32 protein-coding genes are annotated in these 24,867 nt (G+C 40.5%); 9 read left to right on the top strand and 23 right to left on the bottom strand.

Annotated features, from left to right (window positions below):
- Positions 1-11: 11 nt before the first annotated feature.
- Positions 12-539: a hypothetical protein gene (locus tag ASULF_RS07275; protein ID WP_144060511.1), complete on the top strand. Its 528-nt coding sequence runs from the start codon at positions 12-14 to the stop codon at positions 537-539.
- On the opposite strand, the gene ASULF_RS12005 is transcribed toward ASULF_RS07275, so the two are convergent.
- The gene (locus ASULF_RS12005; protein WP_015591066.1) at positions 536-685 is read right to left on the bottom strand and encodes a hypothetical protein; all 150 of its coding nucleotides are present in this window, start codon (positions 683-685) and stop codon (positions 536-538) included. The two genes, ASULF_RS07275 and ASULF_RS12005, sit on opposite strands and share 4 nt — an antisense overlap.
- 57 nt (positions 686-742) lie before the next feature.
- On the opposite strand from ASULF_RS12005, the gene ASULF_RS07270 reads away from it, so the two are divergent.
- The 3 genes from ASULF_RS07270 (at position 743) to ASULF_RS12430 (ending at position 1,706) form a co-directional block, all read left to right on the top strand.
- Positions 743-1,057: a hypothetical protein gene (locus ASULF_RS07270; RefSeq protein WP_015591065.1), complete on the top strand. Its 315-nt coding sequence runs from the start codon at positions 743-745 to the stop codon at positions 1,055-1,057.
- A gap of 24 nt (positions 1,058-1,081) precedes the next feature.
- A complete protein-coding gene (locus ASULF_RS07265; protein ID WP_015591064.1) occupies positions 1,082-1,381 on the top strand; it encodes a hypothetical protein in 300 nt (99 codons plus the stop codon).
- A 109-nt stretch (positions 1,382-1,490) separates the two neighbouring features.
- Positions 1,491-1,706, top strand: a complete 216-nt coding sequence (locus ASULF_RS12430) for a type II toxin-antitoxin system CcdA family antitoxin (protein ID WP_048098180.1) — start codon at positions 1,491-1,493, stop codon at positions 1,704-1,706.
- A 62-nt stretch (positions 1,707-1,768) separates the two neighbouring features.
- Here ASULF_RS12430 and ASULF_RS07255 read toward each other — a convergent pair whose 3' ends face one another.
- The 9 genes from ASULF_RS07255 to ASULF_RS07215 form a co-directional block, all read right to left on the bottom strand.
- The gene (locus ASULF_RS07255; RefSeq protein WP_015591063.1) at positions 1,769-2,386 is read right to left on the bottom strand and encodes a DVU0298 family protein; all 618 of its coding nucleotides are present in this window, start codon (positions 2,384-2,386) and stop codon (positions 1,769-1,771) included.
- Between the two features lie 16 nt (positions 2,387-2,402).
- Complete coding sequence (locus ASULF_RS07250) at positions 2,403-2,909, bottom strand: ferritin (protein ID WP_015591062.1); 507 nt, start codon at positions 2,907-2,909, stop codon at positions 2,403-2,405.
- 85 nt (positions 2,910-2,994) lie between these two features.
- The gene (locus ASULF_RS07245) at positions 2,995-4,350 is read right to left on the bottom strand and encodes a DUF790 family protein (RefSeq protein ID WP_015591061.1); all 1,356 of its coding nucleotides are present in this window, start codon (positions 4,348-4,350) and stop codon (positions 2,995-2,997) included.
- 73 nt (positions 4,351-4,423) lie between these two features.
- On the bottom strand, positions 4,424-5,758 hold the full coding sequence (locus ASULF_RS07240) for a DEAD/DEAH box helicase family protein (RefSeq protein WP_015591060.1): 1,335 nt from the start codon (positions 5,756-5,758) through the stop codon (positions 4,424-4,426).
- Entirely contained in the window at positions 5,748-7,115 is a 1,368-nt protein-coding gene (locus ASULF_RS07235; RefSeq protein WP_236609671.1) for an FAD-binding oxidoreductase, read from the bottom strand. Before ASULF_RS07235 ends, ASULF_RS07240 begins: the two co-directional genes overlap by 11 nt.
- Before the next feature lie 3 nt (positions 7,116-7,118).
- Positions 7,119-7,586 (bottom strand): cyclic pyranopterin monophosphate synthase MoaC, encoded by a 468-nt coding sequence (gene moaC, locus ASULF_RS07230; protein ID WP_015591058.1) that lies wholly within the window; start codon positions 7,584-7,586, stop codon positions 7,119-7,121.
- A 41-nt stretch (positions 7,587-7,627) separates the two neighbouring features.
- Positions 7,628-8,152 (bottom strand): macro domain-containing protein, encoded by a 525-nt coding sequence (locus tag ASULF_RS07225; protein WP_015591057.1) that lies wholly within the window; start codon positions 8,150-8,152, stop codon positions 7,628-7,630.
- 221 nt (positions 8,153-8,373) lie between these two features.
- Positions 8,374-9,270, bottom strand: coding sequence for a thiamine-phosphate kinase (thiL, locus tag ASULF_RS07220; protein ID WP_015591056.1), 897 nt, complete (start codon positions 9,268-9,270; stop codon positions 8,374-8,376).
- Complete coding sequence (locus tag ASULF_RS07215) at positions 9,271-9,930, bottom strand: hypothetical protein (protein ID WP_015591055.1); 660 nt, start codon at positions 9,928-9,930, stop codon at positions 9,271-9,273.
- Positions 9,931-10,200: 270 nt separating this feature from the next.
- Here ASULF_RS07215 and ASULF_RS07210 point away from each other — a divergent pair, with 270 nt between their 5' ends.
- The 4 genes from ASULF_RS07210 (at position 10,201) to ASULF_RS07195 (ending at position 16,245) form a co-directional block, all read left to right on the top strand.
- Complete coding sequence (locus tag ASULF_RS07210; RefSeq protein WP_144060510.1) at positions 10,201-10,914, top strand: RAD55 family ATPase; 714 nt, start codon at positions 10,201-10,203, stop codon at positions 10,912-10,914.
- A gap of 946 nt (positions 10,915-11,860) precedes the next feature.
- Positions 11,861-12,406 carry a hypothetical protein gene (locus ASULF_RS07205; RefSeq protein WP_144060509.1) on the top strand — a complete coding sequence of 182 codons (546 nt, stop codon included), beginning with the start codon at positions 11,861-11,863 and terminating at the stop codon, positions 12,404-12,406.
- Between the two features lie 235 nt (positions 12,407-12,641).
- Positions 12,642-14,321: a type II/IV secretion system ATPase subunit gene (locus tag ASULF_RS07200; RefSeq protein ID WP_015591052.1), complete on the top strand. Its 1,680-nt coding sequence runs from the start codon at positions 12,642-12,644 to the stop codon at positions 14,319-14,321.
- Position 14,322: 1 nt separating this feature from the next.
- A complete protein-coding gene (locus tag ASULF_RS07195; RefSeq protein WP_015591051.1) occupies positions 14,323-16,245 on the top strand; it encodes a type II secretion system F family protein in 1,923 nt (640 codons plus the stop codon).
- On the opposite strand, the gene ASULF_RS07190 is transcribed toward ASULF_RS07195, so the two are convergent.
- From ASULF_RS07190 to ASULF_RS07160, 7 genes are read right to left on the bottom strand one after another with little or no spacing between them, the layout of a single operon-like run.
- Positions 16,237-17,577, bottom strand: a complete 1,341-nt coding sequence (locus tag ASULF_RS07190) for a DUF7308 domain-containing protein (protein WP_015591050.1) — start codon at positions 17,575-17,577, stop codon at positions 16,237-16,239. The genes ASULF_RS07195 and ASULF_RS07190 overlap by 9 nt on opposite strands.
- 28 nt (positions 17,578-17,605) lie before the next feature.
- Entirely contained in the window at positions 17,606-18,298 is a 693-nt protein-coding gene (locus tag ASULF_RS07185) for a DUF7289 family protein (protein ID WP_015591049.1), read from the bottom strand.
- Positions 18,291-18,701 carry a DUF7266 family protein gene (locus ASULF_RS07180; protein ID WP_015591048.1) on the bottom strand — a complete coding sequence of 137 codons (411 nt, stop codon included), beginning with the start codon at positions 18,699-18,701 and terminating at the stop codon, positions 18,291-18,293. Before ASULF_RS07180 ends, ASULF_RS07185 begins: the two co-directional genes overlap by 8 nt.
- Before the next feature lie 11 nt (positions 18,702-18,712).
- Positions 18,713-19,192: a hypothetical protein gene (locus ASULF_RS07175; protein ID WP_015591047.1), complete on the bottom strand. Its 480-nt coding sequence runs from the start codon at positions 19,190-19,192 to the stop codon at positions 18,713-18,715.
- Position 19,193: 1 nt separating this feature from the next.
- Positions 19,194-19,781: a DUF7288 family protein gene (locus ASULF_RS07170; protein ID WP_015591046.1), complete on the bottom strand. Its 588-nt coding sequence runs from the start codon at positions 19,779-19,781 to the stop codon at positions 19,194-19,196.
- Positions 19,775-20,320: a DUF7287 family protein gene (locus ASULF_RS07165; RefSeq protein ID WP_015591045.1), complete on the bottom strand. Its 546-nt coding sequence runs from the start codon at positions 20,318-20,320 to the stop codon at positions 19,775-19,777. Before ASULF_RS07165 ends, ASULF_RS07170 begins: the two co-directional genes overlap by 7 nt.
- Positions 20,310-20,546 carry a hypothetical protein gene (locus ASULF_RS07160; RefSeq protein WP_015591044.1) on the bottom strand — a complete coding sequence of 79 codons (237 nt, stop codon included), beginning with the start codon at positions 20,544-20,546 and terminating at the stop codon, positions 20,310-20,312. Before ASULF_RS07160 ends, ASULF_RS07165 begins: the two co-directional genes overlap by 11 nt.
- 103 nt (positions 20,547-20,649) lie before the next feature.
- On the opposite strand from ASULF_RS07160, the gene ASULF_RS12330 reads away from it, so the two are divergent.
- Entirely contained in the window at positions 20,650-20,781 is a 132-nt protein-coding gene (locus ASULF_RS12330) for a hypothetical protein (protein ID WP_269077378.1), read from the top strand.
- Positions 20,782-21,614: 833 nt separating this feature from the next.
- On the opposite strand, the gene ASULF_RS07150 is transcribed toward ASULF_RS12330, so the two are convergent.
- From ASULF_RS07150 to ASULF_RS07125, 6 genes are all read right to left on the bottom strand, one after another.
- Complete coding sequence (locus tag ASULF_RS07150) at positions 21,615-22,178, bottom strand: cohesin domain-containing protein (RefSeq protein ID WP_015591043.1); 564 nt, start codon at positions 22,176-22,178, stop codon at positions 21,615-21,617.
- A complete protein-coding gene (locus tag ASULF_RS07145) occupies positions 22,175-22,819 on the bottom strand; it encodes a dockerin type I repeat-containing protein (RefSeq protein ID WP_015591042.1) in 645 nt (214 codons plus the stop codon). The genes ASULF_RS07150 and ASULF_RS07145 overlap by 4 nt, the downstream gene beginning before the upstream one ends.
- A 32-nt stretch (positions 22,820-22,851) precedes the next feature.
- Positions 22,852-23,370, bottom strand: a complete 519-nt coding sequence (locus ASULF_RS11380) for a type IV pilin (RefSeq protein WP_015591041.1) — start codon at positions 23,368-23,370, stop codon at positions 22,852-22,854.
- Positions 23,371-23,495: 125 nt separating this feature from the next.
- Positions 23,496-23,900 (bottom strand): hypothetical protein, encoded by a 405-nt coding sequence (locus ASULF_RS07135; protein ID WP_015591040.1) that lies wholly within the window; start codon positions 23,898-23,900, stop codon positions 23,496-23,498.
- Positions 23,897-24,157, bottom strand: a complete 261-nt coding sequence (locus ASULF_RS07130) for a DUF7521 family protein (RefSeq protein WP_052312089.1) — start codon at positions 24,155-24,157, stop codon at positions 23,897-23,899. Before ASULF_RS07130 ends, ASULF_RS07135 begins: the two co-directional genes overlap by 4 nt.
- Entirely contained in the window at positions 24,154-24,687 is a 534-nt protein-coding gene (locus ASULF_RS07125) for an Lrp/AsnC family transcriptional regulator (RefSeq protein ID WP_081623013.1), read from the bottom strand. The genes ASULF_RS07130 and ASULF_RS07125 overlap by 4 nt, the downstream gene beginning before the upstream one ends.
- Positions 24,688-24,867 lie beyond the last annotated feature (180 nt).

Genomic DNA, 24,867 nt, shown 5'->3' with positions numbered 1-24,867 from the left:
AGGTGAGGAAATTGAAAAAAAGATGGATTGTTTTGGGTTTAGTCGTGTTGTTTTTTATCTTGGCATCTCTCGGTGGAGAAGAATCTGAAAATCAGCAAGCAGCACCTACCGTTACATCTGCTTCAACAGCAACTCCAACATCCACTTCCATGCCAACATCGCAACTTTCTGATTCAGACCGTGAATTTATAAATTGGGTCATACAAACGGATCATCGAGTAATGGATGCTCTGAAATTTGCTGTTGATGCTGCCAACAGTAATAATTTTTCTGCTTTAGAACTGGGTGGGGCTATGTTGAGATACGAGGCAGAGATGGCATTATCAGAAATAGACGATTTTAAGATCTCAGATGAATTGGAAGATCTCAGAGATGAGTTCAAGCTGGCCTTGATAGACTTCAAACTTGCAGGGATAAACTTAGAATATGGTGTAAGAGACAACGATGCAGAAAAAATCAATAGAGCAACTGAATATATCAATTCGGCTTCAGAACACTTAACCAAATCAACTGAACTGGCAGATAAATTATTGAGTTAAAATTTTAGACCAGTTATGTCGCCCTCTACAGGAATCGTGATCTCTCTAACACCATATCCGACGAATTCAAGTTCTACAACTATCTCTTTAACTTCAGCAACAATACGCTTGATCTTCCCCCTCACTGGGATTACAATTTCTTCCATGGATCCAACTTAATTTTTTGACTTTAAAAATGAAAATCGAGTATAGGGGGTCTCTGTATGATCACCTCCCTTGAGCTGGAAAATAAAAGAATCTGGATCGAGGTTAGTGTTGTTGTTGACAAGAAGATTAGGGAGTATGAGGTTGATAACGCAAGAGTCATTGAGATCGATAGGATCCCAAAGCGGATCGAAATCGAATCGACGATTGAGGAGAGGGAGCTTGCAGAAATGATAACCCGCAATGTTGCCTGGATGGTCGAGAAGGGATATAATGCAAAGCAGATAGTCAAGAGGATCGCAGAGATATATGGTATGGACGAACACGATGCCATGGAGTTCTACCGCTATGCCGAGTGGTATTTGTTCAGCTGAAATATGGTTATGGGGGGATGAAAGATGTTTGGGAAAAAATATGGATTAGTTTTGGAGGCAGAACTGATTTCGGAAGAAAATGAAGAGAAATTAAAGACCTTCATAGAGGGTAAATTTGATGTACAAAAACAAACAGGTGTATACTACATAAAAAGAGATGACTCGATTGTGGTGCTGAACTGTGTAATTAAACACGATGGGACCGTTATAGTGATCGTATCTTTTACCCAACACAATTTAGCATGGGTTGTTGAGTTCATAGAGGAACTAACCGCCTATTTACACATAAAAAAAGTGGAATTAGCAAAAGAACTACTAGGGTAATCAAGTGTTAGGAAAGCTGTATTGGCATTATGATTGATCTGTCAAGTTTTCCGGATAGTGGACAAAATGTCGGTTCATAACTTTATATAAATACAATTGAAGTGATAAAATGAAAAAACGGACTTCTGTTTATATTGATGCCGAACTGTTGGAGTATGCACGGCAGAACAAGATTAATCTGTCTCAGTTACTCGAAAAAAGCCTTAAAAGCCTTCAAAATCCAAAAATAACTGGAAACACCAGGGCTTGCCGAGCCCTTGCCCCGGGTTCAAATCCCGGCCGGCGCATGTTGTTTGGTTTTGTGTTGAGACGATTATTGATTTGATGTGATACTGCATCCAATTTTCAGCTCTCCAGAGAAATTCAAAACCTCAATACGGTTTCCAGTTACTTAACATTCTCACGATTGACAAAATTTTTCAGCTCAACCAAAGCTATCTCCCTGAAATCTCCGTCGATATATATCCTAACCCTCTCATCGGCATCAATTTCAGGTATATAACCCAGTGCGATGAGGGCTAAAATGGCATACGCCTTTATCTCTCCACTATATCTCAGATATGGCTTTATCTCTTCAACAGGATCGGGATAGGCTGACCTCATCTCTCTCGCACTTCTGTAAATCGCATACAGAACATACTTCTTCTCAACCTCCTCATTTCTGAGTAAAGCTAGCAGCATGTTCCTGAAATTATCGAAAGCTACTGGGCAGTTTCTTCCAATCTCTCCAATAGCAAGCGGGGCTCCTTTACAGTAAGCCCCAGATTCATCGCTCAGATGCCAGAACAGCCTTCTGAGAATGTTTCTTACAAATTCGTCATCCCTCTTTTCAATCTCTCTGCAAACGACACCAATCGCTTCAGCAGAATGGAAAACCATCAGCTCATCCAGATAAAGAAAGGATATCAGGGAGGTTGCAACCTTCTTGAGACCCCTTTTATGGCTGAGCTCCAGAAGCTCCTCGTATCTTCTACCCCTAACGATCTCTGCGATCCTCTGCTTCAAAGTAAACACCCGGCAATTATTGCTGTACTTCCGTGAACTGCCTCTTTGCCAGTTCCTGATCTATGGCGAAAAGACCGCTCTTTTCATCCCCGACGAGCTTCAGCTTCTGAACGATTTCATCAGCAGATGCTTCCTCCTCAACCTGCTCCATCACATACCACTGCAGAAATGCATAGGATGCATGATCCTTCTCCTCCAGTGCCAGATCCACGAGCTCGTTTATCATGGATGTAACCTTGACCTCATGCCTGTAAACAGCCTCAAACGCATCGAGCGGGGATTTCCACTCGCTTGGAGGTTTTTCGATCCCGTCAAGCTTAACCCTGCCACCTCGCTCAACCACAAAGTCGAATAACTTCATAGCATGCATTAATTCCTCCTTAGCCTGAACCCTCATCCAGTTGGCAAAGCCTTTCAGGCTGATGCTCTCAAAGTATGTTGCCATTGACAGATAAAGGTATGCAGAATAGAACTCAGCATTTATCTGCCTGTTCAAAGCTTTTAACATCCTTTCAGGAATCATGGCTCTACCTCCACCTTTTAACACAACTCTAAATAACTCTATCCCGAATTCTAAATAAAGCTAACGCCAACATGCAGTTCAAGAGCTAATCATCATGCACCCTTACTATCCTGAAATCTGACAGTCCGTCCCAAACAACCTTGTAGCCAAGATACTCCAGCGCTATACTCCCGCCCTCTTTTTCAACAACCTCCTCTACTCTACCTTCTTCTATGCATTTCTTGCAGTACTCAATAAAGTCGATGCTTACAAACCAGTCCTTATATCTCAGGTATTTCTCAGGCACCTCTCCCTCAGCTTTCATAATGTTTTTGCCACCACTGTCAGCGAAGTACTCGTTTATGAACTTCAGGATTTTCAAATATGGCAGTTTATTTTTGAAACGGATCACATGCCTGCTTTTCAGCTTCTCTGCTATTTCTTCCCTTGCAACAACCAGCAGCGGTATATTGGCCCTCTCAATTTTCTCCACCTTCTTTTTCACATAATCTTCTGTCCAGAAACCAGCGATCTCTATATATATCTCCCTGTCCCCTCTTCTAATTCTGAAGTCAGGGATGAAGGCAAACCCACCAACAGAAACCAGTGATGGCTCTCTTACAATTTCAAGATCCCTTCTTGAGCATATCAGTCTGCTGTAGAGCTCCTCTTCCAGCGATGAGTCGAAATCCATGCTGAGCTTTTCTCTGTAAAACATCACCCCATCCTCACTGCTGATTGACATTCTGTATATCCTGTCATAATCAAGAATTTCGGCATGTATAACCCATAATCTCGAGTTTACTATTGCGGGTATTAGCTTTGCAAAAGCCGTTCCGTACTTCTTCGTTTGCTTCAGGATGGATGCCGGGCCTGTCAGCCTGACGAACTCATCTTCTATCTCGTACATCAGCCCAAGCCTCTTTATTCCGGAGAAGACTTTCTTGTGATTATCTTCCACCCTGAACCTAACTGCTATTGCGTTCATCAGCGTTGTTTGCAGGAGCGAAAGGTTGTACTTCATAAGCAGGGTTTCAGGATCCACCTTTACCCCGTCAATTATGCTGTCCTCTTCCATATCTCCAAACATCGATAGCTCTATCTCCCTCTTATCAACTCCAAACCTTCTCGCAACCTCTTCTATAACTTTCTCCCTCTCGCTGGCAGTAGTAACAGGGCCCTTAGAGAACAGGAGCTTTCTTACCTCTAAAGGATTGAGGGTGGTCGGACTTTTAAAATCGATCTCCCTCTCAACTATCCTCGCAAAAGCCCTTATCTTCTTGTAATTCTCGGAATCTTCGATCTTCTTAACCTCATTCCTGGCTTTTTTCAGCTTGTTTCCTGTATTTTTGGCATAGATGGAAATTACCTTCTTCGCGATGTCGAACCACTCGAAATCCACAAATCTCGGGTAAATTTTTCCTTTGATCTTTCTCACATCAAGGTACTCTTTCGGAAGCACGGTAAATATCTAATATCGATTAAATATTAATCTATTGGAGAGAAATAGATATACAAATTTTACATGTCAATCTCTACTTGTTCTTTAGTTTCCTCCTCCTTCTGCGCGATACCCTCTCCTCAGAGGTTTCGGATGAGACTATCTCATAAAGAATCGCTTTCTTTCCTGAAGGTCTCAATATTCTGCCTAGCCTTTGAATGTACTCCCTAGCACTCCCGCTACCGCTCATAATTATGCCGATGTTGGCATCCGGGACATCCACGCCCTCATCAAGAACCTGACTGCTTACAATAACCCTGTAAATACCTCTCCTGAAGTTTCTCAGTATCTCCTTCCTCTCACTCTGATCAGTTTTGTATGTTATCGCCGGAATCAGAAACAGCCTCGAAATCCTGTAAACGAGATCGTTGTACCTCGTGAATATGATTATCTTATCCTTTCTGTGCCTCTGCAACAAATTTTTCAACACTTTGAGCTTGTTTTTCGAGTTGTAGGCAATTTTCCTTGCTTCCTCCCAAGACTTCAGAGCTTCATAAGCCTGTTTGTCAAATCCTGTTCGCATCACTATTTTTCGAAAGTCATCCATGGATGTTAGCTTCATACCCTTTTTCTTCAAATAATCCCTGAACTTCTTGGATAGTTGATCATACGCCCCCTTTTCTTTCTCACTCAGCGGAACCTTTATTCTCTTTATTGTAAAGGGTGCCAAATGCTCCGATATCTGGTCATGAGTTACCTCGTAAACCTTCCCACCCACAAGCTTTGGCAGCAAACTATGCAGTCCATCCTCTCTTTCCATCGTAGCCGTTAAACCAAGCCTGTATGGCGCACAGCTCATCTCGGCAATCACCCTGTAGCTCTCAGAGGGTAAATGATGAACCTCATCGAAAACAATAAGCAGGAATTTGTTGCCGAGAGTTTCAGCGTTAATGTATGCAGAATCATAGGTTGATATAGTTATAGCTTTAATCTCCTTTTTTCTTCCAGAGAACTCTCCAATCTCTCCGAAAATGGATAGTTTGGCCATCCACTGGTCGATGAGGTCGAGGGTTGGAACCACAATGAGAGTTGGAACATTCAGTTCTCTTATAATCTCCATCGCAACATATGTCTTGCCTGCCCCGGTTGGCAGAACCACAACCCCTCTCCTGTCCACCATCCACTTCTGAACAGCCTCCTCCTGATAATCCCTGAGCTCAAACTCTGCATCGAAGAAGGGTGTTGGCGGGGGATCGAAAACCTCTTCCTCGTACTCGATTCCCGACAGGTTGAGGTACTCTACCAGATCACGGTACTTGTATGCTAAAACTCTATAACAACCAACTCTCTCATCGAAACTTCCGAAGGGTATGTGCACATCACCCTTCGCGATTATCGTTCCCCTATCGTAGGAGAGCTTAACGAACATGGTCAACAACCTTTCCGGGGTTAAGGATGCCTTTTGGATCGAATATCCTCTTCATCTCCTGCATTATCCGATATTCTCTCTCTGAGATAAAGTGTTTCAGATGATCTTTTTTCAGGGCACCAATACCATGCTCTCCAGTTATGGTTCCACCGAGATCTGATGCTATCTCAAAGAACCTCATTCTCAGCCCCTCATAATCCTTCTCCCAGCCCACCCGCTTCATCGGGTGCTGGTGTATGTTTCCATCTCCCGCATGCCCGTAGTTGATAACCTTGAATCCCATTTTTTCAGCCACATCGTTACATTTCCTTATGTATTCCGGTATTTTGGCTACTGGAACTGAAACATCGAGTATCTCGATCAGATCGTTCTTGATTCCTTCATATATCAGGCTTCTCACAGCAAGCAAATCCTTCTCTTCTCTGCCAGTTGCTACGAAGACATCAACGGCATTACTTCTCTCGCAAATCTCAGCAACCCTTTCAGCTTTTCTCATCAAATCATCCTTACTGTCTCCATCGAGGATAACCATAAGATTCGCTTTATCCCTCGGAGGCCATCTTTTACCGCTCGCTTTCTCACCATATGTGATAGCCTCACCCTCGATATACTCCAGAGCCAATGGCATGCTCTCAATCATTATCTTTGGCACAATTCTGATGGCATCCTCGACGCATCTAAACGGTACTGCGAGCGTTAGGGTTTCCCTGAAAGGGGGTAAAAGCTTCAGCACGACTTCGGTTATAATCGCGAGAGTTCCTTCACTTCCAATGAGCAGGTGCATCAGGTTGTAGCCAGCATTGTTCTTGATCATTTTCCCGCCAAGGCTCAGAACCTCTCCATCCGCGAGAACAGCCTTCAGCCCGATCACATAGTTTCTCATCACCCCATACTTCATCGCCCTGACTCCACCAGCATTTGTGGCAACCATCCCGGCAACAGTTGCTGACTCGCTTCCCGGATGAGGTGGGAAGCTCAAACCCTTTGATTCAGCAGCGTTGATCAGCTCGCCGAGGGTAACTCCAGCAGAGCAAACAGCACACAGATTTTCAGCATCCACCTCTATCCTCTTCATCCTTTCGGTTGAGAGGACTATTCCTGTTTTTGTTGGTACCGCTCCGCAGCTCAAGCCCGTTCCGCCACCCCTTACGAAAACAGGAATGTTATGTTCATAGGCAATCCGCATTACTCTTGCAACCTCTTCTGTATTTCTTGGCTTAACAACAATTACATCTCTGCATGGTTCGATCCTGACTGTTTCAGGAGTTTCATCGAAGACGTATCCACTGGCATCTGTGTATGGCTCAACTCCGCTATCCCTCAGTATTTTTGCGATTTGAGCTCTCACAACCCTCACCTTTCACTCTTCAAGCTTTTCCTTGCTCACAACCCTGATGTCATGGATTGCAGTTTCCGGATAGTTTCCACTCTCATCCTTCTCCATCGACTTTACCATATCCCATATCGTAAGCAAAGCGGTGGTAACACCCGTTAGAGCTTCCATCTCAACTCCCGTTTTACCTCTCGATTTTACTCTGCAAATAGCCTTAATATGATCATCGATCTCAAAATCGATCTCAACCTGAGTTAATGGGATAGGATGACACATCGGAATCAACTCAGGTGTTTTTTTGACAGCCAAGGTTCCGGCAACTATTGCCGTTGCCAGAACATTCCCTTTGGCAACTCTGTTTTCAACAATGGCATGAATGGTTTCCTCTTTCAGCTTAATTTTTCCCTCAGCAACTGCAATCCTGAGAACATCCTTTTTCTCAGAGATGTCAACCATTCTAACCTTTCCCGATTCATCGAGGTGCGTGAAATCCATAAACATGGTAGGATCCAAAAAATTAATATGTTTCTAAAACTCTATAGGAGTTCCTCCGCCTTCTTTCGGTATTCCTCAACCTGCTCAGCACTTATATCTGCAAGAACGATCCTTTCAAGGCTCGTTCCCTCGTCAATCACCTTTTTGATCTCCTCTATCATTATCTTCGCCGCTTCAGCCTTCGAGAAACCACCAACTCCAGTACCCAGTGCCGGAAAAGCGATGGATCTAATGTCAAGCTCTTTAGCCTTATTCAAAGCAGCTTTCATCGCGAGCCTTATCTTGTTCTCATCCGTTTTGAAGTCAAGCTCCATCGTTGGTGTATGGATCACATACTTCGCTTTCAACCTCCCGGCTGTTGTTTCTACAGCCTCCCCAATTTTTATTGGGCCCTTCGCTACAGCCTCTTTCTCTATTTCAACTCCACCGGCTCGCTTTATGGCTCCAGCAACCCCACCACCCATCACGAGCTTCGTATTCGCTGCATTGACGATTGCATCAACCTCAAGCTTCGTAATATCCCCATGATAGAATTCCAGAACAACTCCCTTATAGGTCTTGGACATGAACGAAAATAGATTTTACCAGAGAAAAAGTTTTTTGCTGGGGTGGATTGATCACCTCAGCTTTGCACTCTTCTAGATTGTAGAGCTACGCTCTGTTTTGATCCAAAGTCGATTTCAACGACAACGGTAGAATAGACATCGGATATTTATCTAAAATCGCTTACTATCCAGTGGGAAGAACAAACACGCTTTAGATATCTTTTTTATCCCATATCACAGCTTTAGAAGTGACTGTACCCTCTGAACTCAACTGTACGCTTTATATCATCCAGGATGTGAACTCCCTTACCTTCCCTGACCCTGCCGATTTCAATACCAACTTCAGGCTCAGAGTCGCTCGTGAAAACAAGCTCGAAATCACCTCCACCATACAGAAACAGTTCCAGAGCTTTATCGTAGTCCACGAACTCCAGCAACTCCGAGAGGTCCATAGCCTCTATTTCTATGCAAACATTGCTCCTGCTCGCTATGTTGTGCAGGGAGACTGCCAGGCTATCGCTTATGTCTGTCATGGAGTTGGCTGTGTGGGTGAGCATTAGACCTTCTTTTACCTTTGGTTCTGGCATCACGAGCGAGCTAACGAAGGGAATCTCTTCTCTATCATATCCTTTCAAATAGTACTCCAGTGCCAACTGGGATTTTCCGGTTAAGCCGGTGATGTAAACCCTGTCTCCCGCTTTAGCACCACTCTGAACCACAACCCTGTCAGAAAATCCCAAAGCGAATCCAACGATAAACAGTTCATCTCCAAAATCCACATCTCCTCCAACAACCTCGGCATCATACCTATCACATAAGGCTTTGACACCTTTCAGGATTTCTTCGAAACTATCCTCGATCCCCTCTCTCAGGCAAATATCGAAGATGAAGTATTCTGGCTTGACGCCACTCCCAGCGAGATCGCTAAAATTAACCGCAACACTCATCCAGCCTATCTCAAAAGGAGTCATTATTTTCGGGAAATCGGACTGCTCATGGAGCATATCTGAAGATAACACAAGGTATCTGTCGTTCAGCTTTATCACAGCACAATCGTCATCTCCTGCTCCGTAAACAACTTCTTTTTTCCTGCTTTTGAACAGATCTCTGGCTATGGCAATGAACTCAAACTCTTTCATCTACCCCACCCAGCCCATTTCGAGAAAACAGATCGCCTTATTTGTTACATAATTGCTCGAATAGCTTTCATCGCCTAAAGAAACCATCTCTATGCTAGATTCCATCAAAACTTCCATAATACCTGCATCGAAATCTCCATGTGGAAATGCTCCGATGAATATCGTGGATCCTCTCATATCTGGCATTATCTTTCTGCCTTTTTCTGTAAAAAGAATGAACTTTCTGCCGGATAGTTTATCGATTAAGCCCTCAAAATCGATGTCGAGTATTTGAATCAGCACTCTTCCATTGCTCTCAATTACCCCATCCCTGAAGAGCTTCTCCATCAATCCAACAAATCTGTTATAGTTCCTCGGAAGCCTGACAAAGTTCTCAAATTTTATGACTTCATCGTTGATCGTGTGGACATAAATCTCTGCCTTTTTCGAGATGGGAGAGTCCAAAACCGAAAGCAGACAGAAATGGACTATATCGGGCCTTCCCCGCTTTTCTCTGTTCGGCAGGGATTTCATAGCGATGTGATGCTTGGAATCGTCAAGGATTATCTCACTCGCTTTTTTCCCTCTTTTCCTTTCCTCTTTTTTGATTACTGGATGAGATGAAATCTCCTCAGGAATTACCTCCAGTGATGATTCGAGGAAAACGAAACATACATCCATTGTGTTTTTTAATACCTGATGAGATAAATTTTTTTGGGAAGCGATACTAAGCGGACCAAAACACCTCACGATTTCAGGATATATATGCACGCTTGGAGGCATTGTTGTAGGCTCTGCGACATGCATGGGTAAGCTATGATAGGCAAACTCGTTGAATGGTCTAGAAAAAAGTACACCCAGTCGTTCTTGTTACTTTAATACCTTGAGTTCCACAGCCACACCACACAAGCGAAAAAATTAATAGCAATAAAGTACAACTATGTGATTATAATGATAATGCAACAGCAACAGATGGTTAAAAGCATACCGACTGGAATCCACTTACTTGACAGAAGACTAGATGGTGGACTGCCCGAGGGGAGTTTAGTTTGTGTATATGCAAACCCAATGAGTATGCCCGAAGCTTTTCTGTACCAATTCGCCTCAGTTAGAAAAACGTATTACTTTAACACATCTCGACCATCCGAATATATCAAGCAAAACATGTTAGCAATGGGTTTTGATCCTGATGTTGAATTTATAGATGTATTCAGCCAGTACTATCTTAACGAATATGGACACTTCATTATTGAAGACAGATACAGAGATAAAGAGATCTTCGACTTTATTGAACATCAGCTTAACAATATATTGCAGGACGGTAAAGAATACAATGTAATTTTTGATTCGATGTCCTTCTTTTTAAAACTCGATGTGAGCAGAGGTTTAAAAGAGTGGTTGTTAAACAAACTATACATTGCCTCTAAGCAAACAGGAAATTTGTTTTACATTTATGTGCTGAAAAACGTACATCCCATAGATTTAGTTTACACAGTCATGGATATATGTGATGTCATTCTCGATATAGATAGCGAGAGGATTGGAGACAAAATATTAAGCAGACTTTCAATTCCAAAGATTAGAAACAAGCAACCAATGTTAGAGACCTTCAGATTCTACATAAGCGAGGGCATAGAGATAGACACATCCAGGGATATCGCTTGACAGCAAGAAATTAATCCTCAAATCTTAGTTTTTTGCAGGTTATAGTTATCAAGGTCAAGGCTTATGAGACGAAAAAATGTTTCGGTGAACCACTCCACCCTCCTACAGATGGAGCTTCACGTGGAGTTTATTGCTCAGTGGCAACCTTATCCCCACAGGCCAGCTCACACGGCCACTACCCGTTATCCTCATGGGACTCACGGGCTACTTTCATTTACACCAGCCCTTACGGGCTGTCCAGCCTTACAACTGTAGAGAGGTCGTTATTACTTTCTCTGAATAAGCTTAATGACCTACCCGCCTCCCCTTACGTATCCCCACGCTCACACGCATGGGATCTTGCAAGCGACGGGGAGATGAATTCTTTTTCTTCTTTATTATTCCTATCTCAGTTGCAAGACCGAAGTCATAGATTGTATAAGTCAAAGGTGATCCTGTTCTTGTTTAAAGCCACTCATCCCTCTTTCTCAATTCCATTCTGTTGCCGACTACAGCTCTCCTCATCAACAAGCCCAAATTTCTCGCATACAGTATTACCTCTCTTGTAATCTTTCATAAGGCAACCCTCGCACTCAGGGCAGATTGCTCATCCTCACACCCTTTACTTCAAGTACGTAAATCACCGAAGGTTGATGCGATTCAAGTTAACATTAATTTTTTAACCATATTTCATAAAATCTGTGAATGACAAGCAAAAAATTCACAATTATTAAGCAATAGTATTAAAAAAGTTTTTAAAACTCTCAAAAATTCAATTTTAATAAAAACTTGCGAGAGGTGGATGATGACCTCGAACGAATACATTTTGCCTCTTATTAAAAAGCTTGAACATCTGAAAACTCGAATCGTCTTCGATTCTAGATATCCAATGCTGAAACTCCTCTTTCATTATGTAATCCCATGTTTCTCCTCAAAAAGACAAATATTCGTCGTTTTCTCGGACACCATGTGTAGGTGGCTTGAAAATGCTTACTTATCCTTCAAAGAAGAATCTCCAAAAATAGTGGAAATTCTTAGAAATGCGAGCATTATAAAGATTGGTTTTAGTGAAGACGTACCTTTTGGTAGACTTTATGAGCAGGTACCTTACGGAAATCCGAAGGAAACCCTCTCAGAACTTGAGGATCTGTTGAGTAAGTTAAAAAACGACGATCTGCTCGTATGTTATGGAACACACCTCATACCCGCTCTCTACGGTGCAAACACTCTAAGCAGCATTTTAAGAATATTCGATATCCTACCCAAGTGGATTACCCTCTTTGCTCCTGAACCCGACAACGTATACGAAAGGCACGTGGACAATCTAATTCAGAGGTTCTACGATGTCATTCTGAGGATTAAAAAAGAGGAAGAGTATGTTAGCTTCGGCGAGGAAACGTATCTTATCGGAGTTGATCAGAGCTATATCAGAGATATCCAACCTGGTTTTGCAAAGTTCTGTATAGAAAAAGATGGAAAGCTTGTAAGAATTTCACAAACTTTTTTATTATAATTTTATTAAATCAATCCCATGGAACGTATCTGTTCGTTATTGGCAACCTCCTATCCTTCCCAAAAGCCCTTGGAGTTATTTTTAACTCCTGGTGGAGCCTGTCTCCATGGTTGCATGAAGTTGTAATTTCTAATTTCTGAATGGCTGAAGAGTTCTGATTTATGATTATGAGCTGTTACTCCAAACCTTATGGTCAAAAAAGCTTAAATGAAATGCAGATCAAATTTATGTGAGTATGCTGGGTCTCCTAAAGAGAAAAAGAAAGGAAGATGATGCAGAAGAATCTATTGAAGAGTATGAGAGGCAGGCAATGGAATCTATAGAAGAGGCGAAAAAACTCGAAAAAGTTTTCAAAAGTAGAAGACGGAAGAAGGGCATTATTAAGAGAGAGATCGTTGAGGCTTACGATCCATCCATACATGGAGATCTTGTAGAATTTTCTCTGCCAGAAGATTGGAGGATAGTTGAAGAATACTGGATTCAGGAACCGTTCAGTAAAGCCTACATCATATACAACGACGAGTTGCATGATTACAGGTATATTGTGGTAGAGCCTGAGCTAAATCCGGTTGAAATTGAAGTTTTAAACAAGCTAAAGCTGGATCTTGGGTACATCTTGGAAGTGACAGAGCTTGAGAGAGGTACTGGGAAACTGATGAAAGAGGAAATTTTGAAGAATGCCATTGACAGTCTTATAGAAGATATGAGAATAAATTTGGACGTAAAATCTTATTACAAGATTTTATATTATATAATTAGAGATTTTATTTACTACAATAAGCTAACTCCACTTATGATGGATAGAAGCTTAGAGGATATTTCATGCAATGGATATGATAAACCAGTCTTTGTATTTCACAGAAATTATGCCAACATAGAAACTAACTTGAGGTTCAATGAGAGAGAGCTTGATACTCTGGTCGTTAAACTAGCTCAACAAAGTGGTAAGCACATAAGTATTGCAGAGCCCATGATTGATGCTACATTACCAGACGGAAGCAGAATACAGATGACATTAGGTAGAGAGGTCTCTGATCACGGTTCTACATTCACAATAAGGAAGTTCAGAGATGAGCCAGTAACACCAATTGACTTAATAGTCTGGAAAACATTTTCATCAGAGCAGATGGCTTACTTATGGCTTTGTATCGAAAATAAGAAGAGCTTAATTTTTGCTGGTGGAACTGCAAGCGGTAAAACGACTTCGATGAATGCAATCTCCCTCTTCATTCCAAGAAAGGCGAAAATCGTTACAATCGAGGATACAAGGGAACTTATGCTACCCCATGAAAACTGGATCCCCCTCGTAACTAGAGAAGCATTTGGAGAGAAAGGCGTAATAGATATGTACGATTTACTTAGGGCTGCTTTAAGGCAGAGACCAGAGTACATAATAGTTGGTGAGGTCAGAGGAAAAGAGGCGTTAACTTTATTCCAAGCTATGGCTACTGGACATACCACCTATTCAACTTTGCATGCTGATAGCGTTAATGGGGCGATACATCGTTTAGAAAGCCCCCCTATTGAGGTCCCTCGCCCAATGCTTGAAGCTTTAGACATTATAAGCATTCAAGCTCAAACGTATGTTGGAGGTAAACGAGTAAGAAAAAACATCGAGATAGCAGAAATAGTTGATCTGGACCCACATACGAAGATGCTTAGAACATCAACGGTTTTTCAGTGGGATAGTGTTAAAGATAAGCAGTTACTGGTTGGGCACTCCAAGGCTTTGGAAGAAATAAGGAAGAGCAGGGGATGGAGCAATGCAGAATTACAAGATGAGCTCAAACGGAGAAGGCAAGTTTTGGAATTTATGGTCGAACACAACATAAGGGATTTCAAAAGTGTAAGTGACATTATACACGCTTACCAAAGCAGGCCCGACAAAGTGCTTGAAAAGATGGAGATAGTCTAATATGTTCAAGAAAGCTAATTACCTCACATACCTGGGATACAAGCTGTTTGGTAGAAGTATTCAAAGAAACAGGCAGAAATATTACGAATTAGAAGTGTCTCTCCACAAAGCTATGATTTCAATGCCTCCTGAGATGTACATAGCTACGGCAAAAATGGTATCACTCATATTTGCGATTTTTGGAGCTATTGTGGGTTCGATCCTAGCATACTTTTTAATTGCCTCAGACATTCTAAAATTTCCCATCGTTGTTCCAGAGCCTTTCTACAGTTATTGGATCGCGTATAAATCACTTGTTTTTTCGGGAGTAGTTGTTATTTTAATGACGATAATATTCTATTATTTAGGTTCTCTGTTATTCCTTATTTACCCTTCAACAATCATAAGCGACAGGAAAAACAAGATTGACAAGGTTTTACCACATGCTATAACCTTTATGTACTCACTAAGCTTGGGAGGAATGGACGTAATTCGGATCTTTAACTCGCTAGCAAGTTATAAGGAAATATACGGAGAAGTTTCAAAGGAAATTTCGAGGATAATAAGAGATATCGAATTATTGGGTAAAGATTTAAGAACGGCTTTATCGGATGCAGTAGAGTTTTCACCTTCTGAGAACTTCAAGGAGTTCTTACACGGCTTGATAACAATAATAGACAGCGGTGGAGACATTACAAGGTATCTGGAAGAGAGGGCAGATTTTTATCTTGAGAAGGCGAGACAAAATCAGAAAAACTTCTTGGATTTCCTGGGCTTAATGGCAGAAAGCTACATAACCGCATTTGTTGCTGGCCCTCTTTTCTTGATCATAATTCAAACGGTTATGGCTATGATGGGGCAAGGAAGCGAACTGATACTTTACGCTGTAATATACATCATAATCCCATTTGCTTCTTTCATGTTTGCAATAGTTATAAAGTTACTTAGTCCGGCTGAAGAGGGAGAACCACCAGAGCTAAAAGAGAGTCATATTTACCTTATGGAAAGTAGAAAGGATGGTTATGAAGATGATATAAAAAAATTGGAGAGGAAAATAAAGTTATGGAAGATAAAAAAGGTTTTAAGAAATCCATTTGGAATCATAAGGAGAAAACCATATTACTCCCTCGTTTTTTCATTACCACCTGGCATTCTATTTGTTGTGTATGGTGTTACGCAAAACCCTCCAACTACTGTATCCATGGACTGGTTCTTTACAATAGATGACTACATTTTTTTGGCTATCGTGATTATATTCACACCTTTTACCGCATTTTATGAAGCTAAGAAGAGGAGAATTAGAAGACACTTAAAAATGATTCCCATATTCCTCAACAGAGTTGCCGCAGCAAATGAGAGTGGGGTGCCGATATACAAAGCCATAGCGATGATAGCAAAGACAGATACAAGTCCTTTGAAAGAGGAAATTCAAAAGATAAAAGCAGATCTGGACTGGGGGATGAGCTTGAGTGATGCCCTCATTAGGTTCGCGAACAGGTTGAGGATATTTGAGCTTTCAAGAACCGTAACTTTGCTAAATGAGTCTCTAAAATCAACCGGCAAAGTTACCGAAGTGTTGATGATCTCAGCCAAGGATGCAAGCAATGCTGAGCTTTTAAGAAGGGAGAGGCTTTCAAGTATGCTCATGTATGTTATAATAATATACATCTCCTTCTTCGTGTTTATTGGAATAGTTTATATAGTCTCCTCAACATTTCTATCGACATTAGCAGAGAGCGCTCAGGTGTCATCCGGAACGTCTTTTATGACAGTAGGGCTAAACGTTGATTTTTACAAAAACATCTTTATGCACGCTGCCATATTTCAGGGACTTTTTGCAGGAATTGTTGCCGGGGTTATGGGAGAGGGTAGCATGTCTTCAGGCATAAAACACTCACTCATCATGCTAACTGTGGCGTATGTGCTTTTTAATATACTAATCTGAAAATCCAATTTTAATTTTGTGTTCGTTCACGTGTAAAAAGCCTATACCTCCCCCAGTATCCGCATCAAAATATAGCCAGGAACTTTCTTCATTGTATCCTTTCTCATATACCTGCCCGGCAGGTCTCTTAAGCCTAATTGAAGTATCAGATTTTGTTGCAATAACCCAGAAGTAATGCTGAACGATGTCTCCTAGGCCTTTTATATCGCCCTTCTCAAACTCTCCAGTTACCGGATTGACCTCTTCTTGCAAGTCCACATCATTCCCCCAAGTAACTGTCGGATTGACAAATTTTTTTCCCTGAATACCGTAAACGTTAACTCCATGAAGCTGATTCGTGTACTCCATGGAAATACTATTGTTTAACAGATCTATGTTCTGACTATTATTACTCCATGGAATCGGGTTGGTAGATACCCAGCTCTCATAAGTATCATTAACGTTATCAATGAAAGCCACAACTAAATAGTTTACATCGTTACCCCCACTCGTCTTTTTGAAAGATATGCAGAGTTCATACAAGCCGGTGTCGGTATAGAGCGGGAGGTTAAGATCCTGTCTTAAATCTTCGAGATGCACGATTAGAGTACTAAAAGGGGTTGAATTGCTGGTATTGATCTTTCCTATTGGTATTCCCTCTTCAAGGTAGGTAAACTGGATTTGCTGATTCCTCCAATCGGCGACAAGTTCGAGCACGATGGTTTTGTTCTCATCATATACCAATACATCCGCATTTTCCTCAAAATACTTTGCCCAAGCCTTGTAAAAGTCACTCGTTAACTTGATCTCTATGTGATCACACATTATTGGATTAACCAGATTTTCACTCACACTTTTATTTGGATAGTATGTCACAGTTCCTTGATATATGATCGGAATTTCAATAACTTGTCCACTAATGGAGAAGTTGTTAACTACCTTAATTATGGGGAAAGTTAAGGTATTCACCACATAATGAAACTCTGGAGGAGATATTACCAGATCCTCCATCCAAACTCCGCCGCACTCGTAGCCTATAATTGTATCATCCCTGACATAAATCACCCTTCCCAGTGTGTCATTGTAAATGTTAATTTTTGTACCATCTGCTAAAACAGCGTTAATCTCAAGCCAATTTCCACCATTTTCAGCAATTAAGCTACCCCCGTTTAAACTCAGCTTTACTTTTTGAGATGGGGATCCTCCAAGAGAGGATTTGCTTGCAGCATAGTCAAGCAGTGACATCTGGGTTTTTGCAACTTCAATCGCATTCGCCTCATACAATGAAGTCAGGGTTGGCGAGGAAATCATATATATGTATAGTGCGGCACTGGTGAGCAGGGCAAAGCCCAATATCCATCCAAGTACTTCCGATGAAATATCATCCCCCCCGCAACTTTACTTTTACATTTACTATCTTTAGCAATATTAAGTTTGACTGCGTAGAAGCTACAACAGTTTTGTTGTATACATCTACGATCTCAAACCCCTCCTCCTCAAGGTATTCTTTCCATTCCAAATAGTGATCGGAGTGTACGACTATTGTATTGTTGGTAATGGTTCTGTAATCGCAACCAAGGTTTGTAAATACTATCCTTACAATGCCTTTCCCAGATACTGAACCCTCTCCATGCAACGCGATTACACTTATTACACTTGTGTTATTGCTATGTATAATCAGCGGCTTCTCAACCATAAAAGAATTCCCACCAGCTTTTCTGAAAATAGCTCCATTCTCGAGCGATATCTCCTCATCACCTTTATAGATTACCGAATATATGGGTACTGTTGTATTGTTCACACAAACAAATCCAGTGTAGTTTATAAAGTACATCCCATCAAACATCTTTGCTTCAATCACCCTTGAGGGTACACCTCTAGCAATCTTGATTATTGATTCCCTCATCAGCTCAAACACATAAATAACTTCCCGCTGATGGCTTGATTCAACGTACGTATCAATTATTGGCCCAATTCCCATATAAACAACTCCGATGGCCACTATAGATATCGAAAGAAGTAAGACCATCCCCACTTGTACCGAAACCCCGGTGCAATCCATCAGTTCACTCATTTTTTACCTCCACGACACCATTATTCACGACCAGATAGGCCATGTAGCTGTTAGCCTGCGAACCCCCAATGCTGAGATATGGGCTTAAAGGGACCTCCACTCTAACATACTTATTCTCTACAATAAGCTTATGCGTTTCATTAACAAGGGTTATTGTGTACTGCTCACCACCTATGGTATGTGGTATCCTTAGCTCTTTTTTGGCATAAGTGGCATTAGACACAGCAAGAGAGTACACATCCCTTGCTATTCTTGATGCAATACTATACGCTTCCTCACTAGCAGATACGTTCTTTACCCTACTGCTCACATCATAAAAACTTACTAGAACAATAGCTATGAGTATCGATGAGATCGAGAGCAAAAATATAGCCTCAAGAGTTGTAGAGACACCTTTATTCATCACTTACACCCTCACGGTTCAACTTCTGATTTTACTTTTACATTTAACATCCTATAAAGCTTTAGGTCCTCGTCCTTGTAATACAGGCCAACGTCTGTGTCTAATATCAAAATTATTTTTGAGGAATCGTTATAAGCCGTACAATTCAATTTCAAAATGCTAATGTTAATGGCTTTTCCATCCATTCCGTAATATTCCTCGATTATATTAAAAAATCTCTTAAAAGTCTTTGTTTCGTTTTCCAGTATTTCTTCAGCCTTAGCACTGTTATTCACACCTTGTGTGAGCACAGTATATGATGCGTTTGCTACTGCGTCTTCAACCGCTTTATGTATCAAATACTCGAGACTTTCAATGGAATTTCTCTCAGAAACATCCACCATTGCAGGGGAATTTAGAACATAAATCATATTATTAACTAAAATTATAAACGCAACCATTCCCACTAAAATCAGAAACCCACTCAAAATCATCAACTGCCCCTTTTCCATATTACATCCTCCACACTGTCAATCTCACATAGAGAACATTGTAGAGATTTGAGCTGTCGATATCAGGAATGTACTTTTTGATTCCATTTTCGTAGTCTGTGTCATATATTGGAATGACCTGGGTAGCAATTATGGCGTTGTTAGATGGTTGACCATTATATATAAATCTGAGTTTTCTCATGATAGCATCCTTGTAGTATATGTCTATGTTGTACGCTAAGCCTTTCTTCTCAAAAGCGTTTATCAATACGTATTTGAGGGGCAGGGCATTGGATATATTCTCAAAAGAGGTGTCGTATTCACTACTACTCGCTCCACCGTCAATTACAGCTCCATTCCAGCTTAGTAAAGCTTTTTTCAGTATGCTCAAGTTTTCTGCCGAGATATCTGAGCAGATGGGCTCATAAGTAAGAGTATTGAGAACATCTCCCGCATACATCTCAAGGGTATTTTCAACCATGACGTTTGCAGCAGAAGATGTCAGAGGTGTGAGCGGGATTGCTTGAGATATATATAACATAACTAAGACTATTAAGAGGGTTGTTATTGCCGCTTCTAGTGTAAAGGTCTGTGCCCTGCAATCTACCATACTCTCACCTCAATAATATATATTTCAGATGAATTCGCGTAATTGAATGCTATCCTTTCAACGTATCCATAGTCTTCAATTTCTGCAAGTTCCCCCACGCTTCCAATTACTTGAGAAGAAAGATTTTTTACGGTAATATTAACATGAAATTGAGTCTGATTAAGGAGGCTGTAAAGCTCATGTGAACTTGCAAGAAAGCTATGCAGCTTTGTTGTATTTATGGCGTTTATTCTGTACGCATCCTTTTGGTGCAGGTAATCTAAAACGAGCTCAGATATGGACTCAGCGATGTACTGATTTTTGTTTGACTCCTGAAAAGCTGCAATATTGAGCACATATGTAAAGGCGAGTGTGACTCCAAATAAAAAAAGAGCGATTCCCACGAGATAATCCGCACTTATTTGTGCCGAATCTCCACCAGCCGACAAAGGTCTTTGCCGAAACTTGCTTGCCATTTCTTCAAATCTCCCGTAAAAGCTGAGAATTGCTCTACTTATTCCTGGCTTCTTTAACACCTGCTCAATCTTTTCAAAGCTCATGTCCTCTCCTAGCACTAGCTCTGTAAATTGCTTCTATGTCTACGCCAACATAACCTTCCATTAAATCTGCCAGTTCTATTACATCACCTGCTGGCATCCCTCTATTGTGGATCTTGAGTACCACAAGTCTTTTTATGACATCTCCAACCTGAAGCTTTAACATTGCTGGATAGAGCCTAACAGGATCTCTCCCCCGAATAAGATTGATTAACTTTAAGCGAAACATCCATATCATCCACCCGTATCAGTTTTAACAATAAAACGTATAAAAAAGGTGTGGGTGTTTCAGTGAAAATGGTTTTCGAATCAATATAGGTGGAGACATTATTATGGCATCCTGTCCCACCACCTGCGAAGTTTTCGCCGGATATGTGAAGCACTCGTGTTTCCTGCCAGTCAGTATCGGATTCGGTGAAAGTTATCCTTTCTCCTGGCTCGAAAAGGTTACCGCATCCTTCTGAATTTTTCAGTCATGTTTTTTTTTCTGTAAGATTTACTACCTCTCTATCAGCTCAGAATAGCAGAAAGTCAAACAGAATAAATTTGTATTGGAGCTGGGAAGGAATTATTCAAGGTCAGAGAAAAGTAATAGTGGGTTTATTCTACCTATGGCTGTCAAGTAACTGCATAGAATATTTGATCTGGAAGCTTGGTGTTGCTTTCTATGATTTGGCTAACCTATGCTCTGTTGAGATAGACATCTACTGCAACAGCTGTTTTATCCTATTTCTGTGAAAAAACTATTAAGCCTCCGATCAGCGTGAAAGATATTAGCTATGGAGTTGGAAACAGACGAAAGACTGGCCGTCTCTACTGAGGAAAAAACCTCATAGCAATAGATAAAACGATAGTATACAGCCTTGAGAGGAAGAACTAATTATTATGAACACAGAAATTATCTTACTACAAAATCTTTTTATCAAGTTCTTACCTACTGCGGGAATATACCCAAATACTGATGAAGCTCTACAGCTTGTCGAAGCTTTTGAAGAGCCTCGGATTCGAACACAACACCTTTCGGGTGAGGGAAACTTGGTTGAATTTGTTTTCAACTCGCTAAAGCAGAGGATCAATATTCTCTTTTGCTCTATTATCGCTAAGAACCCAGTTTCATGCGTAATCCTGTCCTTTCTTATTTATTTTACAGGCATATTGCTCTGGAAACGTTAGATATCGTTATGGGGTTACGCTGGCAATCCGATATTTTTTCCAGTTTCTTTGAACTTGTTTTTATGATCTGGTAGATTCTCCAGTTACTTAGGAGAATTTAGCTTCTTGCTGGCTTTTTGATAGACTAAGTCCTCCACTTCCACACCCCAATTCCAACTCCAATTAAAATTAATACGATGACATACCAATATCCGACAATCCAGTGTTCAACAACTTCGTTAGGTTGTGATCCTTTTTCTTCCATTACCGGTGTAATAATAGGTTGTGTATAAGTCGATTCGGGTTGGGTTGTTAATATATCCACACTTAAATTTCCGAACATTGCATCAATTTTATTACCATTGGAATCACTAAGGATACCATCTAAACTCAGAACTCCAGTGTTTTCCTTTGCTCTTAAGACTAAATTTAATATTTCACCTTCACCAATAGATTCTTCTCCAAATTTAGCAGCAATCACTCTAATTTTATTGGAAGAGATGGTATCAAAATCGAATATGGACCAGTTTTTTATTGCATTTCCTCTGCTTACTTTAACAATTTCCAAATTACTATAACTCAAATCAATTTGAAAAGCTGCTAAATCATTGGCATCTGTTACAGTAATTGATGCATTAAATTCCTCACCTACATTTATCTGGCCTTGGGATGTAATTAATACCATTGCAACTAAAATGGGAATCATCATTTTATCAACACCCGGATTAGTCTAACCAGATCAAGTATGTTAACTTCTCCATCGTTATTGATATCTGATGTGACAGTTCGTTTTTCCTTCATAAGAATTATCTTTTCGAGCCTTATTAAATCTTTAACGTCAATTTCGTCATCCATGTTTATGTCCCCATATCTGTAAACCCTAATAGTGTGATTTTGGAATTCATCTATTTTTATCTCTTTCTCATTAGGATCTACTAATTTACTATTTCGCTCATCTATCAAAAATGTAAAATTTTTGGCTCTTTTTGGCACAAAAGTTAGGACTCCTACCTCTCGCTCTCCATTAATTGCATCGCCAAGACCAATTATTTTTACTCTCCCTGAGTATCCGACATCTCCATAGTACTCGTAGCCCTCAATCCAGGTATACGAAAAACCCCAGTCTTTGATATCCCTCCCCTTACTGGCATCTACAAAAGTTATACCTTCTGGAACCAGAACACATATCTGAAAAGCTCCAATGTTGTTACCTGTAACTTTAACAGTTACGTTAAACCTGCTGTTCCGTGCCGCATCAGCATCTCCTGTAAGTGAAATTGCTGTAGCAGATACCGGGTATACTAAAATTAAAAGAGTTAAACAGATGAACAAAAGCTTGACCTTCTTCATAGCTACAAAAAATTAAAAAGTTAAAGATTTGGTTATCTAACCGTCACATCACCTGTGAATATGAAGTTTCCGCTGGGTATGTGGAGCACCTTGACTGTGTACGTTCCTGCACCCCAGTTAGTGTCGCCGTCTTCAGTAAATGTTATTCTTTCTCCTGGCTCAAAGAGGTCGTTGCTACCCATACCTGATCCAGTTATTCCATCTGAAGAGTAGAAGTAATCGTTCGACTCATCGTAGTCAAATTGCTTGTATAGTGATCCTGTCTGCTTGTAGTAAACCAGAATCCTTAGATCCTTGCACGGCAACGCATCTCCACCATTGTGGTCCATGTAGAATATGTTTTCATTGCCAGTCGATGTTAGTTCGTCTACAGCATCAGACAAAACAAGTTGTGCATTTGGTGCTGCAGTCCCCATTTTCTGCCCGAAACCGAAGACAAAACTCGCAATCACGCCTGCCAGTATCACTGTTATTGCCACCATCAGTATCACGCCGATCACTGGGCTCACAGCCTTCTCATCCTTTTTAATTTTTCTAATCCAACTTTTCATTTTCTCACCCCCTCCTCATTATTATCTTCACAATTACTACTATGACTATAATGATTAATAAAACTTTCGGTTGAATTGGGAAAAAGAGAAAAAGTTTACGAAAATATAAATTATTGAAAATAAATTTAGAGAATAATAATTAGACATTTACCCCTATTCTCGCAGATACCTTCACTAAGTTTGATTTTTGGACTAATACCCTCAAGAAAGGACTCACATACGGATTTCATTGGTATGCATCCATAGGCTGGAAGAAAACAGTCATATATTTCGATATATTCTCCCACCTTGTACTTGACGCCTGAGAGCATTAAAATGGTTTCAACAAGATCAACAGGATCTTCTGTTCCCAACGCTCTTCTGATTTTCTCTCTTTCTTTCTCACCACATTCAAAAGCGACCTCGTTAAGAATTTTTGATGCCTCTTTTAAATTTAAAGCTCTCCTTAAGAATTCGTATGCTATACCTTCTTCTATCTGTCTCGCAAGCGATATCAATCGCCACTTTTTTGCTATCTTTTTGTGTCTCATTTTACAACGGAGTAAAATATCAAAATTATTCCTATCATCTGCATTAACAATGACATTATTAACACAGCATCACCATCCACACTCAATCCGATCGTCTTGTGCATTCCTGGTAAAGCTCCACCTATCACGAGAACAAAGAAACCTACTGAAAGTAAAAGCAAATAATTTTGATTGATTTTTCTATAGGCATCGTATATATAAATTATGAGTGCGCTGCCAAGCAAAAGAAGGGCCAAGGTGAGAAGAGATACAATCACAATTCCACCTCCGGTTTCCAAGTGTCCTCCTTGTACCTTTTCGTTGTAAGAAACCATTCAAATTCCATAACACCATCAATTTCCGAGATTTCATTGATAAAATTCCTCAAAGCTTCGAAATCCTTCACCCTAACCTTTAAAACAATATTAAACTTCCCCAAAGATTCGTACACTTCAAGAAGACACTCTTTTTTCACTAACTCTTCTAAAACATCTCTGGTTTTTGCAGTATCCACGTCGAGAAGGATAAAGGATGTAATATATCCAAACTTTTCAGGATCGATTACCACTGCAAATTTCTCGATCACGCCTTCTGAAATAAGCTTAGTTATTCTGCTGTGAATTGTTGAGACTGCCAAGCCAGTTTTCTCGGCGAGCTCTCTGAGAGTTGTCCTCGCATCTTCCGCAAGAACTCTAAGTACTAAAATGTCGATCTCATCCAATTTCATGAGAACCTTATCACCACCTGAAGAATTACGCTTACTTTCGATTCGACTTCTATTTTCATCATTATGATGAGTATTACCCATGGTTTCAATTTATCCCATGAAGTATATAATCGTTATCATCATTCTTAGAACATCATTCTTAGAACACTGCCTAGCCAAATCTTTAAAAGAAATGAAATAAAATAAAAATAAAATCGAAAAATTTTAACCTCCACTTTCTTCTTCTATCTTTTTGGTCTGTCTTAGGTGTGGTAGGAGTTA

The sequence above is a fragment of the Archaeoglobus sulfaticallidus PM70-1 genome (assembly GCF_000385565.1).
In the GTDB taxonomy this organism is placed as follows: Archaea; Halobacteriota; Archaeoglobi; order Archaeoglobales; family Archaeoglobaceae; genus Archaeoglobus_A; species Archaeoglobus_A sulfaticallidus.
The sequence above is the reverse complement of the archived record's forward strand: the minus strand, read 5'-3'. Positions and strand labels throughout refer to the sequence as shown.

Excerpts from the sequence above, each read along its gene's own strand:
- ASULF_RS07200 (WP_015591052.1), top strand. The coding sequence starts at position 12,642 with ATGCTGGGTCTCCTAAAGAGAAAAAGAAAGGAAGATGATGCAGAAGAA.
- ASULF_RS07215 (WP_015591055.1), bottom strand. The coding sequence starts at position 9,930 with ATGGATGTATGTTTCGTTTTCCTCGAATCATCACTGGAGGTAATTCCT.
- ASULF_RS07135 (WP_015591040.1), bottom strand. The coding sequence starts at position 23,900 with ATGAGACACAAAAAGATAGCAAAAAAGTGGCGATTGATATCGCTTGCG.
- ASULF_RS12005 (WP_015591066.1), bottom strand. The coding sequence starts at position 685 with ATGGAAGAAATTGTAATCCCAGTGAGGGGGAAGATCAAGCGTATTGTT.
- ASULF_RS07180 (WP_015591048.1), bottom strand. The coding sequence starts at position 18,701 with ATGAATAAAGGTGTCTCTACAACTCTTGAGGCTATATTTTTGCTCTCG.
- ASULF_RS11380 (WP_015591041.1), bottom strand. The coding sequence starts at position 23,370 with ATGAAAAGTTGGATTAGAAAAATTAAAAAGGATGAGAAGGCTGTGAGC.
- ASULF_RS07160 (WP_015591044.1), bottom strand. The coding sequence starts at position 20,546 with ATGTTTCGCTTAAAGTTAATCAATCTTATTCGGGGGAGAGATCCTGTT.
- moaC (WP_015591058.1), bottom strand. The coding sequence starts at position 7,586 with ATGGATTTCACGCACCTCGATGAATCGGGAAAGGTTAGAATGGTTGAC.
- ASULF_RS07205 (WP_144060509.1), top strand. The coding sequence starts at position 11,861 with ATGTGTAGGTGGCTTGAAAATGCTTACTTATCCTTCAAAGAAGAATCT.
- ASULF_RS07225 (WP_015591057.1), bottom strand. The coding sequence starts at position 8,152 with ATGTCCAAGACCTATAAGGGAGTTGTTCTGGAATTCTATCATGGGGAT.
- ASULF_RS07250 (WP_015591062.1), bottom strand. The coding sequence starts at position 2,909 with ATGATTCCTGAAAGGATGTTAAAAGCTTTGAACAGGCAGATAAATGCT.
- thiL (WP_015591056.1), bottom strand. The coding sequence starts at position 9,270 with ATGAAAGAGTTTGAGTTCATTGCCATAGCCAGAGATCTGTTCAAAAGC.
- ASULF_RS07185 (WP_015591049.1), bottom strand. The coding sequence starts at position 18,298 with ATGAGTGAACTGATGGATTGCACCGGGGTTTCGGTACAAGTGGGGATG.
- ASULF_RS07170 (WP_015591046.1), bottom strand. The coding sequence starts at position 19,781 with ATGGTAGATTGCAGGGCACAGACCTTTACACTAGAAGCGGCAATAACA.
- ASULF_RS07145 (WP_015591042.1), bottom strand. The coding sequence starts at position 22,819 with ATGAAGAAGGTCAAGCTTTTGTTCATCTGTTTAACTCTTTTAATTTTA.
- ASULF_RS07125 (WP_081623013.1), bottom strand. The coding sequence starts at position 24,687 with ATGGGTAATACTCATCATAATGATGAAAATAGAAGTCGAATCGAAAGT.
- ASULF_RS07265 (WP_015591064.1), top strand. The coding sequence starts at position 1,082 with ATGTTTGGGAAAAAATATGGATTAGTTTTGGAGGCAGAACTGATTTCG.
- ASULF_RS07195 (WP_015591051.1), top strand. The coding sequence starts at position 14,323 with ATGTTCAAGAAAGCTAATTACCTCACATACCTGGGATACAAGCTGTTT.
- ASULF_RS12430 (WP_048098180.1), top strand. The coding sequence starts at position 1,491 with ATGAAAAAACGGACTTCTGTTTATATTGATGCCGAACTGTTGGAGTAT.
- ASULF_RS07210 (WP_144060510.1), top strand. The coding sequence starts at position 10,201 with ATGATAATGCAACAGCAACAGATGGTTAAAAGCATACCGACTGGAATC.
- ASULF_RS07240 (WP_015591060.1), bottom strand. The coding sequence starts at position 5,758 with ATGTTCGTTAAGCTCTCCTACGATAGGGGAACGATAATCGCGAAGGGT.
- ASULF_RS12330 (WP_269077378.1), top strand. The coding sequence starts at position 20,650 with ATGGCATCCTGTCCCACCACCTGCGAAGTTTTCGCCGGATATGTGAAG.
- ASULF_RS07165 (WP_015591045.1), bottom strand. The coding sequence starts at position 20,320 with ATGAGCTTTGAAAAGATTGAGCAGGTGTTAAAGAAGCCAGGAATAAGT.
- ASULF_RS07270 (WP_015591065.1), top strand. The coding sequence starts at position 743 with ATGATCACCTCCCTTGAGCTGGAAAATAAAAGAATCTGGATCGAGGTT.
- ASULF_RS07150 (WP_015591043.1), bottom strand. The coding sequence starts at position 22,178 with ATGATGATTCCCATTTTAGTTGCAATGGTATTAATTACATCCCAAGGC.
- ASULF_RS07175 (WP_015591047.1), bottom strand. The coding sequence starts at position 19,192 with ATGGAAAAGGGGCAGTTGATGATTTTGAGTGGGTTTCTGATTTTAGTG.